This is a genomic window from Sulfurospirillum sp. 1307, from assembly GCF_054408545.1.
Genome location: NZ_CP176011.1, coordinates 882,461 through 893,934, shown reverse-complemented (window position 1 = coordinate 893,934; position 11,474 = coordinate 882,461). Strand labels below are relative to the sequence as shown.

Here is an 11,474-nt window from a genome sequence, read left to right as displayed (position 1 = left end):
GAGTAAATTTAGGGTGCAACACATAAGCAAACGAACGCATATTTCCCCATATTGCAGGGGATAGTGTAGAGTTTGCGAAATCTATCCACCACGAACTTGTTCGTGGTGGATAGATTATCGCTCTTGTGTCTATATATAACATACTTCGCCAAAGGCGAAACAAAAAAAGGAGTTTTTAAAATGTATAAATATTTTAAAAAAGACGGTAAAACTTATTTTTTTGAATCTAAAGTTTTTGATGATTTCAATTATTTGTATGGTATTACTCCAAAAAAAAAGCAAATAGTTGATAATAATTTAGAATCACAAAGAAATTATCTAAAAAATGCTTTTGTAAATTTTAACGATGAGAGTTTTATCAATTTGTTTGATATAAATTTTTCTGCAAATATTAAACCTAAACAATATTATGGAGAAATGTTTAATAGAGTTAGTACACTTCAAAAGTATGCTAAAGCTAATAAATTTGATACTCCAATTTTTATTACTCTTACTCCACCTAGTCATTTAAAGCCTTTAAAGCAAATCAGATTAGGTAATTCAAATAAATATAAATTAGTTGATAATCCTAAATTTTGTGGTTCTTTAGATTATGTTGATTTAGCAAGAGAATATATTTCTAATAAATGGACTAAATTTTTAAGACAAAGATTATTTACAGAGATGAAAAATAAATATAATGAAAGATTAATTTATATGAGAACTTATGAGCCTTTTTTAGATGGTACTCCGCACGTTCATATTGTTGCTTTTATTCCAAATGAATATAAACAAAGATTTATAAATTTAGTAAAAAATTATTTTTCTGATACTCGAACAGATGTTAAATCTGAATTTGATAATGGTGTTGGTGGTGTTGTTGCTTATATTCTCAAATATATTTTAAAATCTTTTACTAATTCTCAAGATAATAAATTAGATGATGTTGGTTATTGGTATGCTTATAATAAAATAAGACGTTTTACTACTTCAAGAACTTTAATACCTATGTCAATTTATCGAAAAATGAAACAACATGATGAATATAAAAATTTATTAGAAGTTACAAATTTATATAAAAATAATTATATTCAAGTTGAAGTTATTTACAATTCTTGGAAATTATATTCAAAAAATCATTCCGAGATTAATTCTACTGATTTTCAAATTGCTAAGATTACTGTTATATCAAATGATACTGGTTTTGAAACTCATTTTAATATTGTTTATGAAAAATCTGATAATGTATCTTTATATTTTGTTAAACCTGATTCTAAATCTTCAAAACCTTTTAAAATTGATATTAATAAATCAAAAGAAAAATTTACTGAACAAAAGAATAAACAAAAATGTATTCCAGTTGATATTAACGGAGAAAAATTTATTTTATACAATGATGTTTTAAAAAAGCTTGTTAAAGTTCCAGCCCAAATGAAAGATTATGAATTATATCGTTACTACTTATCTCTTGACCCTGAAAATGATGAAAACTTAAATCTTCATCATTTCGGTATTACAAAAAATGAATGTATAAAACGCGGTTTGATTGATGAGGAATTAGTTTCTCTAAATCTTTACACTACTGATTTTCAAATATAGGAGTATAAAATGAAGTTACAAGGTTTAAAAAGAATTATGTTTACTGGTTATGATAAATCTAATAAATCATATAAATATAGTGCTTTTACAGAGGATACTATTTATAAATTTAAAGTTTTTGATTTATCAGAATATGGTTATAGTATTTTTTCTAAAGATAATAAATTTAATATTATTCATGATTGTGATTTATTTAGTGATAGTACTATGTTATTAGCAGAAAATGTTGAAGCTAAAGAGCCTCATATTGCTATTTGTGAATTTTTAGAATTTGATTATGATAAATTTCAAAATGATATTTATGCTTTAGTTGATAAAGATTTTTTTATGGATTATTTAAAATTTGGCATTGATGATTGTTATATATCTATACCAATAGATAATGTTTGCACTCCAAATACTAATTGGTCTTCATCTGATACTATTTTAGCTCTTATTGATAAAGAATATAAAAATATTTGTGATGATAATGATGATGAAGATTTTGTAAAAGATATTTTTTCTCATGTTTTAGATTTGTCTGATAATTATACTTATTTAAATGAATTTTTGATTTCTGTAAAAGAATATTTGTTTTATAAATATATGAGTGATGAAGATAAGAAAAAATTACATGATAGAAAATTAGATTATAGTTTGCGTCCATCTTGTAGTAATTTTGAACGAAATTTCAAGGATAATGTTTATGAATATAATTTTAAAACTTCTTTTGATGATACTGATGATGATGTTGTTTATACTGAAAAAATTGAACTTACGATTAAATATAATCCAAAAAATAAGTTTTGAGATTTTTTAATGAAACTCCAAAATATAGCTAAACAATATTTCTTATCAGCTCGTATTATTCAAGCTGATAAGACTTATCGTACAAATAAAGGTAATTATTTCAATCATATTGAATCTTTTATATCTAAAGATTTAAAAATGGATAAACCATTAGGAGAAATGAATATACAAGATATAAAATATTCTCATCTTCAATCTTTAATCAATAATATCTTGCATGTAAAAGGTTTATCCCCAAAAACAGCTAAAAATATTTTAACTGTTATATCAAAAATATTTCAAATAGCTATAAGAGATGAAATAATTGATAGAAACCCTTGTTTGTTTGTTGAGATACCAAAATTTGATAACAAAAGGTATTTTACTTATGGTGTAGAAATACAAAAAGAGTTTTTAAAATCTATTCTTATACATGATGAACCAATTTATAGTGACATGTTGCTCTTTTTGTTTCATGGTAGAAGATTAAATGAAGTTCTTAGTATGAAATGGGAATATATAGACTTTGAAACTAGAACATATCAAGTACCAGCACAAATTAATAAAGCTAGAAAAAATGATACACATACTATGACTGATTTATTATTTGATAGATTGTATAAATACTATCTACATGCAGTTATAGACCAAAATACAAAATTCCCAAAAGGTTATGTTTTTATCAATCCTTTAACAAAAGAAAAATTTGCAGATTTAAAACGCCCTTGGGCTAGATTTTTAGATAAGTTTGATTTGCCTAAAATTAGATTACATGATATTAGGCATTTAATAGGTACTTATTCAATAAATGTACTTAATCAACCAATTGAAAAAATATCTCATACTTTAGGGCATACTGATATAAAAATTACTCAAAGATATATAACTAAAAAACCAAATAGTAGTAAAGAAATTATTGATTCAATTTTTGAAAGTGTTAGTTGAAAGTGGGTGGATGGGGTAGAGGGATTCGAACCCCCGAATGACTGGACCAAAACCAGTTGCCTTACCGCTTGGCTATACCCCAACAGTTGGAAGTTGTTATCAAAAAAATGGTTGCGGGAGACGGATTTGAACCATCGACCTTCGGGTTATGAGCCCGACGAGCTACCAAACTGCTCTATCCCGCGACACAAATGCATTCACTTGTTTAAGTGAGGGTGAAATTATAGTCGATTTTTATCTGTTTGTCAAGACCTTTTTAGTAAAATAACTAAAATTTTTTAATGTTAGGAAAAAAATGACAGCAATTGATAGAGTAAAAAGAGCCATTGAAGATATGAAACAAGGGAAAATGGTTGTTATGGTAGATGATGAAGATAGAGAAAATGAAGGTGATTTAGTATATCCAGCAACTTTTTCAACACCACAAAAAGTAAATTTTATGGCAAGTGAAGCAAAAGGACTCATTTGCGTATCTGTTTCAAATGAAATAGCTAAAAAATTAAATTTAGCTCCAATGGTTACAAACAATGACTCTCAACATGAAACAGCTTTTACAGTTTCAGTTGATGCGAAGCTATGTACTACTGGGATCTCTGCATATGAAAGGGATATGACCATTAGAATTCTTGCAGATACTACTAGTACTCCAAATGAACTTGTAAGACCTGGACATATTTTTCCACTTATAGCAAAAAGTGGAGGTAGTTTGGTTAGAACTGGCCACACAGAAGGCTCTGTTGATCTTTGTAGATTAGCAGGACTTAGAGAAGCTGCAGTAATTTGTGAAATTATGAAAGAAGATGGAACTATGGCTAGACGAGATGATTTGGATCTCTTTTGTAAAAAGCATGACCTAAATATCATATATATTTCAGATATTGTAGAGTATAGAATGCAACACGAATCACTTGTAAGAGAAGTCATGAGAGGCAACTCTTCATTTTTGGGGAAACAAGCTCAAAAAATAGATATGGTTGATCATGAAGGAAACCATCATATCGTTTATGCATTTGGCAAAATACAAGAAGAATCCGCTGTAAAATTTCATCATATAATGCCTGATATCGAACTTTTTAGCGATGAAAATAAATTCAATGCTATGATGCATGCGATTGATTATCTTAAAAAAAATAGTGGAGTTCTTATATTTTTAGATGATGAGTATTCAACAACAAAAGAAGTTAAACAATATGGTATTGGAGCTCAAATTTTAAAAAGACTTGGTATAAAAAAGATACATCACTTAACTAGCTCAAAAGGTAAAGAATTTGTTGGATTAAAAGGCTTTGGTCTAGATATAGCAGAAGAATTATAGCCTCTACATGTAGAGGCTAATTAAAATTCTTTTGGGAATTCACATTCTAAATTGTCTTTTAAAGTCTTAGCTAAAGTAATGATGTCTTTTTGAGAAACATCAGATAAAAGGCACATTGCTCCTATCTTTTTACACCAAATTCTAAGAAGTTCTAGCTCTTTATCTTCTTCTTTTAAATCAGCACTTACACTCCAAGAACGGATATATTTTAAATCTTTATAATCTAAAACTTTTATAATATCTTTATCTTTTATATCTTTTTTCAAGATAGCTTTTAATTGCTCTTCACAAAGACCAGATTTATATACTTTATAGCCTAAAATTATAGCTTTTGCCCTGCCAGGATGCTTTGTTTTAAGCTTATCAAAACTATTTCCATAATATTTAAGTCCGACAATAACATCTTTCGTTTTATAAATTTTCTCTATCAAAGAACCATCTGGTTTACTCATTTACACTCCAAATCTAGTAAATACTTTTTAATTTTTAGTCCACTTGCATATCCAACCAACTTACCATTGCTTCCAATAACACGGTGACATGGTACAATTATAGGAATAGGGTTTTTATTATTTGCTCCTCCAACAGCTCTTATAGCTTTTGGATTTTCTATCATACCGGCCAATTGCTTATAACTTATAGTTTTACCGTAAGGAATCTTCAAAAGAGCATTCCAAACTTTCTTTTGAAATTCTGTTCCTGATTTAAAATCCAAAGGTATAGTAAACTTCTTCAATTTTCCAGCAAAATATTTGTCTAATTGCTCTTTACATGTAGAGATTATTTTAGGATATATTTGTGGATTTTTACCTAATTTTTCGCAAAAATGCAACTCTTGTAAAGCATCTTTTTTACAAACTAATTTTAAAGCCCCAATAGGCGAATCATAATAGTAAATTGTTTTCATATTCTATTATATCATATAATTTATCACGATGAACAACTAACATGAGATATACCAGCTATGGAAAAGAGTTCATAAGGCTTTTTTCTATAAAACTTTTCTTCTATCTTTAAAGATTGTTCATCATATGGATGATTCATAACTTCTTGTAACTCTTTGGTAATTTCATAATTTTCTTTTTCTGCTTCACTGTAAACTGGAACTAAAAACCACTCTCTTAAAATATATTTTGGATTAACTTGCTTCATCTTTTCTGATAGTTCTTTAGCAAATCCTAGCGTAGTAACATTGACAATTGATTTCCAATTTTCTAGCCAATTTGACCACCTTAGTAAAAGATTTTCATCTAGCATAGTTTCTTTATAAAAGCTCTTTTTCAAAGGTGATATATCTTTTGGTATATTAGAGAGTTCACGAAAAAAGATAGTATAATCAACAGAAGTTTCTATCATAAGCTGCATGAGTTCATTAAACAAAGATGGATTGAAAGTTTGTAAACCTAGTTTTGAAGACCACATTTTTATCATTTTTGCTTGCATTAGCTGTGCAAAACCATTGTCTATCTCTTCAAGTCTTTCTAAATCTTTTTCTTTTGATGCAAGCAAAGGTTGCAGTGACTTGCAAAACATATGAAAGTTACGCTCAGCCGCTGCTGGTTGGTTAAGAAAAGAAAAATGAATTCCACCACCTGTCCAAGGCTGATATTTAGGATCAAACATATCAATAAACCCAAATGGACCATAATCTAGTGTAAAACCACCTGCTGCACAGTTGTCAGCATTGAAATTTCCTTGGCAGTAACCAACTCGAATCCAATTTGCTACAAGAGAAGTGAGACGATTTCTAAACTCTTTTGCTAATAATAGTACTTTTTCTTCTAAAGTTAAATTTTTATCTATAACATCACTATATTCACGCTCTATTAAATGCAAAACAATCATCTCTAACTCTTCCATAGCTTTTGGATGCTCATTTTTTCTAGCGCGACGACCAAAAAGTTCAAGTTGTCCTACTCTCAAAAACGAAGGTGCAACTCTTGTACTTATAGCAACAGCCTCTTCTATCATCACTTCAGGATCTTTAGAGTACGAGCCATCTAAAAACCATGGTCTGTTTACTTTTTCTGTTTTAGATACATATAAACTCAAAGACCTAGAAGTAGGAATTCCAAGTGCATGCATATGCTCTTGTGCTAAAAATTCTCTGATGCTTGAGCGAAGTACAGCTCTTCCATCAGCCCCACGACAATACGGAGTTCTACCACCACCTTTGAGCTGCATCTCCCAACGCTTACCATTTATGACTGCTTCTAAGATTGATATCGCTCTTCCATCTCCATATCCATTTCCTGTTCCAAAAGGACATTGGTCATAATACTCATTACCATAGATAGAAAGTGCATATCCTGTTGCCCAACCTATCTTTCGTAATGGTTTTGGTAAATCAGATGTATCGGCTGAAAACATTTTCATAAAATCTTCTGATGTAGCCAAAGTATCACTAAAACCTAATTCTTCGAAAAATCTTTTACTATGTGAAATATAAACAGGCGATTCAATAGGAGTAGGAACAACTGGTACATAATGTCCACTAAATACTTCTCTTGGGTCATGATCTATGCCATTTGACGAAGCATCTGGATCAGCATTTAGCGTATCTACAAACGAATAATTTGCAAACTCAGATAAATCTTTAAGTGTTTTAATTGTTTTATTTTCTTGTTTTATTTTTTGCATATTTTTCCTTATTTAATTACCACACCAATAAACTAACTCAAATTTTGAGCTAGTTTATTGGTGTGGTAATAAAGCACAGTATACATTATATCAGTTATTTTTCTTTTTTGGGGTATCTAAATATTTTTTAATGAAAGTTATTTTTATCCACTAAATTTATCTCTAAATAACTTTGCACCATCTTTACTAGATTCTACATGATCAGAGCAGTTTTTAAATGAAAATCTTAGTTTACTTTGCTCTATAGTTTGAATCTCTTTTATCTCATTTATATTTACAAGATATGAGCGATGAACACGCACAAAATTGTATGCTTTGAGTTTTTCTTCCAAATCAGAGATTTTTTGCGCATAGTATGAAAAACCTTTTGCACTTCGTATCATGACTTCTGAAAGATCAGCCTTTACATAAAAAATTTCTTCAGGCTTAAGCAAAAGATAACTCTCTCCAGTCTTACTCAAGATGCGTAAATCTTCACTTTTTAAACTCTCTTCAAACTTCTTTTTTACACGCTCAACTGATTCTTTAACTTGATCTAAACTATAAGGCTTTACAAGGTATCCTACTGCGCCAATATCAAAAGCTTTTAGAGCATGCTCTTCATAGGCAGTTTGGAAGATGATAGAGATGTTTTCATCTAAATACTTTAGCTCATATCCAAGCTCTAAACCACTAACTTCAGGCATATTGATATCTAAAAATACTAAATCGTACTTTGATTCTTTTACTAATTTTATAGCTTCATTCGCATGTGAAGCTTCATCTATTTGTTTCATATCTAATGTATTTAGCATTCTTTTTAGTCTTGATCTTGCTAAATCTTCATCATCAACTATTAGTATTTTCACAGCACTCTCCTAGGTATATATCAAAAGTTGGAGTTTTTAAATTGCTTACATGTAAAGAGCCTTTACACAAAAGCTCTAGCCTTTGTTTTAAGTTGCTAAGTCCTACTCCAAACTTTTTGTTTTTCATAACTTTACCATCATTTTTGATTTTTATGACCTTTTTTTCTTTATCAAAGCTCAGTTCTATGTGTAGTAATTCTTGAGCATTTACAAACCCATGCTTGATAGCATTTTCAACAATAAGTTGTATCGAAAACTTAGGAACACTCCATATTGGGATATCTTTGTCTATATTCAAACAAATTTTTCCAGAAAAACGGATATTTTCGAGTTCTATATAATCTTTTACATTTTTTATCTCACTCTGTAGTGGGATTAAAGCTTGTTCATTCATGGTATTTCTTAAAAATGTGGAGACTTTTAAAAGAGCCATTTCTGCTTTGTCTTTATCATGATGGATAAGCTCTGCAATGGAGTTTAGTGCATTAAATAAAAAGTGTGGATTTAATTGAGTCTCAAGTGAGCGAAGACGACTTTGAACATACTCGTTGTCAACTACGTCTTTTTGATTTCTCATTTTGACAAATCTATAAAGCAAAGCACCAACTATATAAGTTAATATACCAATCAAAATAGAAACCATGATTATCTTGTTATAAAATGCTGGTATTAGCTCCAAAGAAAACAATTCTGCGATATATACACCAACTAAAGTTCCTAAAAACCCAGACAAAAAGGAAAATAATATAGAAAGTGGTAACCAGTAATTCTCTTTTAGTTTTGGAAGAATATTTTTGTTCATATAAGAGATAAAGACTAAAGAAAACAGTGTAATACTAAAACCTAAAATCACTCCAAAAACAGCACCATCAAGCCAAGGGTACTCTAAAAGTATATAACCCAAAGCTGACATAAACATACCAAATAAAACACCAATTATAAGTATATATACCCAATCTCTAGTCTTTACATGTAAAGCAATGTTATACACCTAAAAGCCTTTGCAAATTTTTGACACCTAGCATAACTCCTGGCCATCCCTGTGCAGCATATACGCTATCTCCAACATTGTACAAGTTTTTTATAGAAGAGTTATTTGATGGTAAAAATGGAAGAAAGTTTTTCATAGTTATTGCATTACCTCCAAGTTGAGCTCTGTTGATATAGTGTTTAAATGTTTTAGGTGTTGCACTAAAATAATCAACTATTTCATCCTCTTGTATATTTAAACTTGTCATAATCGTTTTTATAAGTATATCTTGAAGCTCCTTTTTTTGTTCTTTATAGGTCATTTTATCTTCCCAAAAACGCAAATCAGTATGCAAAGAAACTGTAATGCTATAGTGTCCTTTTGGTGCTAAGATATCATCATTTTTATCTGAAAAAGATACAAATATAGCCTTTGAGATAGAGTGAGCAAATATTTTTTCTTTTATGATTTGATAGTGATGTTCAAACTTTTTTTTGCTTTTTATAGTCATATAAAGCATAAAAGAGCTTTGGTAGTTATTTAGTTTTTCATAGTGTTTATAATGCTTTTTTATTTTATTGTCTTCAAACAGTTTAGCACTATCATAAACTGTAGAGTTTAAAATCAATTTTTTTGTTTTATATATTTTATCTTTTGTATGAAGCTCAAAATGAGTTTGAAATCTTTTTATTTCTTTTATCTCACTCTTTTTATAGATGTGTTTTATATCTTTTGTTAGACCATCAAAAATAGTACCAAGTCCACCTATTGAGTAATGATTTTTATTAAAAGTATATCCCAATGAAAGTGCTGCTGTAAAAAAGTTTATCTCTTTAGAACTAGCTTGTGCAACTATAAGTATCTGAGACTCTAAAAATTGCAGATATTCATCATCTATACCATCAAAAAAGTTATGTATAAAACTGTGTGCATTTACGCTCAGATACCTTCCAAACTTCATAAAAAGTGGCAAAAAACTAAACAAAGATTTGGCTTTTAAAAATATATTTGAGTTGGAGTAATAATGCCCACTCATCTTATAAAAATCTGTATTTATCTCATAAACTAGTTTCCAAAAATCTCTATTTTTATCATATGGATAATTTTCATCTACTCTTTTTAAAAACTTTTCAAAATTTCTATACCTAGGAGTTATTTTATCTCCTTGTATGACTACTATAGATGGGTCAGTCTCTATCAAGTTTGGTTTAAAACCAACCTCATCAAAAATCTCTTTGACAATAAATCCATCTTCATAACCTGCAAGTGTTGTTGCTCCTGTATTGTAAGAGTGACCTTTATGAGAAAAAGTAGAGCTACAACCTCCAAGATATGGCTCTTTCTCAAAAAGTGCTACATTGTGACCTTTTGCATTTAAAAGTGCAGCTATTGAGCTTCCACCAACACCTGAGCCAACTACTGCATACTCAAACATCAACCTGCCTTCATCTCTTCATAAATATTAGCTAAACATTTTACAAATTCAGGGTGATCGTTAGGAGCTTTTGCTACTCTATAATCCTCAAATCCAATATCTCCAGCTATCTCCCTATACTCAATATCAAGTTCAAACTCTGTTTCAGAATTATCTATAGTAAAAGCTATAGGAAAAATAATCACTTTTTTACTTTTTAAAGACTTTAGTTTATCACTAAGATAAGGTTGTATCCACTCCATCGGTCCTAAGCGCGACTGATAAGCTAAATGTGTGTTAGCAAAATTTACGCCTGCTAACATCAAAGCTTTTCTAGCATGGTAAACATTGTTTTTTATGTGCTTTTGATAAACATCACCCTTATCAATGATCTTTTTAGGAAGTCCATGAGCTGAAAATATCAATTCAAAATTTTGAGGGTCATCGTCGCCTAAAGTCTCTTTTATTCGCTCAACAATAGCATTGTTGTAATACTTGTTTTGATAATATTTATCTATTGTTTTTACATTTGCTTTTATACCAAACTTAGTAAATGTCTCATACAAATCATCATAACTTGATAGTGTTGTAGTAGATGAATAGTGAGGATAAAGAGGTATGGCATAAAACTCATCTATATCACGAAGCTTTTCTAAAACATCTTTAGCAAATGGAGGGGTATAACGCATGACCATATGTATACTTGCATCTTTGACTTCTTTTTCAAGCTTATCTATAAGATCTTTTGTATATCCGACCAAAGGAGATTTTCCACCTATAAGAGCATAGTTACTTTGTGATTCTTTTGTTCTCTTAAAAGTTATAAGTTTAGCAATCATAGCTCGTATTGGTTTTGGAGCTGCTATGATTCGTTTGTCATTAAACATATTTGTTAAAAACACTTTTACTTCATCTAGGTTATTTGGTCCACCCATATTCATAAGAAGTACTGCTCTTTTCATCTCTTATCCTCTATTTTTATTTTATTTTATAAAA

General features: G+C 29.5%; 11 protein-coding genes and 2 tRNA genes. 4 read left to right on the top strand and 9 right to left on the bottom strand.

The features are described 5' to 3' along the window. Nucleotides 1-180 precede the first annotated feature (180 nt). The 3 genes from ACKGJI_RS04570 to ACKGJI_RS04560 are packed head-to-tail and all read left to right on the top strand — an operon-like array spanning nucleotide 181 to nucleotide 3,291. Nucleotides 181-1,578: a replication endonuclease gene (locus ACKGJI_RS04570; RefSeq protein WP_458701389.1), complete on the top strand. Its 1,398-nt coding sequence runs from the start codon at nucleotides 181-183 to the stop codon at nucleotides 1,576-1,578. Nucleotides 1,579-1,587: 9 nt separating this feature from the next. Further along, nucleotides 1,588-2,367, top strand: a complete 780-nt coding sequence (locus tag ACKGJI_RS04565; RefSeq protein ID WP_458701388.1) for a hypothetical protein — start codon at nucleotides 1,588-1,590, stop codon at nucleotides 2,365-2,367. 9 nt (nucleotides 2,368-2,376) lie between these two features. Next, nucleotides 2,377-3,291, top strand: a complete 915-nt coding sequence (locus ACKGJI_RS04560; protein WP_458701387.1) for a tyrosine-type recombinase/integrase — start codon at nucleotides 2,377-2,379, stop codon at nucleotides 3,289-3,291. Nucleotides 3,292-3,298: 7 nt separating this feature from the next. Here the strand turns inward: ACKGJI_RS04560 and ACKGJI_RS04555 are convergent. Both ACKGJI_RS04555 and ACKGJI_RS04550 read right to left on the bottom strand, forming a co-directional pair. Next, nucleotides 3,299-3,373 (bottom strand) — tRNA-Gln (locus tag ACKGJI_RS04555). 26 nt (nucleotides 3,374-3,399) lie between these two features. After that, nucleotides 3,400-3,476: transfer RNA gene (locus tag ACKGJI_RS04550), tRNA-Met, on the bottom strand. A gap of 110 nt (nucleotides 3,477-3,586) precedes the next feature. Between ACKGJI_RS04550 and ACKGJI_RS04545 the strand changes: the two genes are divergently transcribed. Next, on the top strand, nucleotides 3,587-4,606 hold the full coding sequence (locus ACKGJI_RS04545) for a bifunctional 3,4-dihydroxy-2-butanone 4-phosphate synthase/GTP cyclohydrolase II (protein WP_458701386.1): 1,020 nt from the start codon (nucleotides 3,587-3,589) through the stop codon (nucleotides 4,604-4,606). A 20-nt stretch (nucleotides 4,607-4,626) separates the two neighbouring features. Here ACKGJI_RS04545 and ACKGJI_RS04540 read toward each other — a convergent pair whose 3' ends face one another. The 7 genes from ACKGJI_RS04540 to hemH all read right to left on the bottom strand — a co-directional run bounded on the left by ACKGJI_RS04540 (nucleotide 4,627) and on the right by hemH (nucleotide 11,440). Then, nucleotides 4,627-5,058 (bottom strand): hypothetical protein, encoded by a 432-nt coding sequence (locus ACKGJI_RS04540; protein ID WP_458701385.1) that lies wholly within the window; start codon nucleotides 5,056-5,058, stop codon nucleotides 4,627-4,629. Then, a complete protein-coding gene (locus ACKGJI_RS04535; RefSeq protein ID WP_458701384.1) occupies nucleotides 5,055-5,513 on the bottom strand; it encodes a methylated-DNA--[protein]-cysteine S-methyltransferase in 459 nt (152 codons plus the stop codon). The genes ACKGJI_RS04540 and ACKGJI_RS04535 overlap by 4 nt, the downstream gene beginning before the upstream one ends. Nucleotides 5,514-5,536: 23 nt before the next feature. Further along, nucleotides 5,537-7,246 carry a protein adenylyltransferase SelO gene (locus ACKGJI_RS04530; protein ID WP_458701383.1) on the bottom strand — a complete coding sequence of 570 codons (1,710 nt, stop codon included), beginning with the start codon at nucleotides 7,244-7,246 and terminating at the stop codon, nucleotides 5,537-5,539. A gap of 143 nt (nucleotides 7,247-7,389) precedes the next feature. Continuing rightward, nucleotides 7,390-8,094, bottom strand: coding sequence for a LytR/AlgR family response regulator transcription factor (locus tag ACKGJI_RS04525; protein WP_458701382.1), 705 nt, complete (start codon nucleotides 8,092-8,094; stop codon nucleotides 7,390-7,392). Next, nucleotides 8,075-9,085: a sensor histidine kinase gene (locus ACKGJI_RS04520; RefSeq protein ID WP_458701381.1), complete on the bottom strand. Its 1,011-nt coding sequence runs from the start codon at nucleotides 9,083-9,085 to the stop codon at nucleotides 8,075-8,077. The genes ACKGJI_RS04525 and ACKGJI_RS04520 overlap by 20 nt, the downstream gene beginning before the upstream one ends. Beyond that, a complete protein-coding gene (locus tag ACKGJI_RS04515) occupies nucleotides 9,078-10,499 on the bottom strand; it encodes a phytoene desaturase family protein (RefSeq protein WP_458701380.1) in 1,422 nt (473 codons plus the stop codon). The genes ACKGJI_RS04520 and ACKGJI_RS04515 overlap by 8 nt, the downstream gene beginning before the upstream one ends. Next, nucleotides 10,499-11,440 carry a ferrochelatase gene (gene hemH / locus ACKGJI_RS04510; protein WP_458701379.1) on the bottom strand — a complete coding sequence of 314 codons (942 nt, stop codon included), beginning with the start codon at nucleotides 11,438-11,440 and terminating at the stop codon, nucleotides 10,499-10,501. Before hemH ends, ACKGJI_RS04515 begins: the two co-directional genes overlap by 1 nt. Nucleotides 11,441-11,474 lie beyond the last annotated feature (34 nt).

Coding starts and splice junctions, on each gene's coding strand:
- ACKGJI_RS04570 (WP_458701389.1), top strand. CDS start 181: ATGTATAAATATTTTAAAAAAGACGGTAAAACTTATTTTTTTGAATCT.
- ACKGJI_RS04565 (WP_458701388.1), top strand. CDS start 1,588: ATGAAGTTACAAGGTTTAAAAAGAATTATGTTTACTGGTTATGATAAA.
- ACKGJI_RS04560 (WP_458701387.1), top strand. CDS start 2,377: ATGAAACTCCAAAATATAGCTAAACAATATTTCTTATCAGCTCGTATT.
- ACKGJI_RS04545 (WP_458701386.1), top strand. CDS start 3,587: ATGACAGCAATTGATAGAGTAAAAAGAGCCATTGAAGATATGAAACAA.
- ACKGJI_RS04540 (WP_458701385.1), bottom strand. CDS start 5,058: ATGAGTAAACCAGATGGTTCTTTGATAGAGAAAATTTATAAAACGAAA.
- ACKGJI_RS04535 (WP_458701384.1), bottom strand. CDS start 5,513: ATGAAAACAATTTACTATTATGATTCGCCTATTGGGGCTTTAAAATTA.
- ACKGJI_RS04530 (WP_458701383.1), bottom strand. CDS start 7,246: ATGCAAAAAATAAAACAAGAAAATAAAACAATTAAAACACTTAAAGAT.
- ACKGJI_RS04515 (WP_458701380.1), bottom strand. CDS start 10,499: ATGTTTGAGTATGCAGTAGTTGGCTCAGGTGTTGGTGGAAGCTCAATA.
- hemH (WP_458701379.1), bottom strand. CDS start 11,440: ATGAAAAGAGCAGTACTTCTTATGAATATGGGTGGACCAAATAACCTA.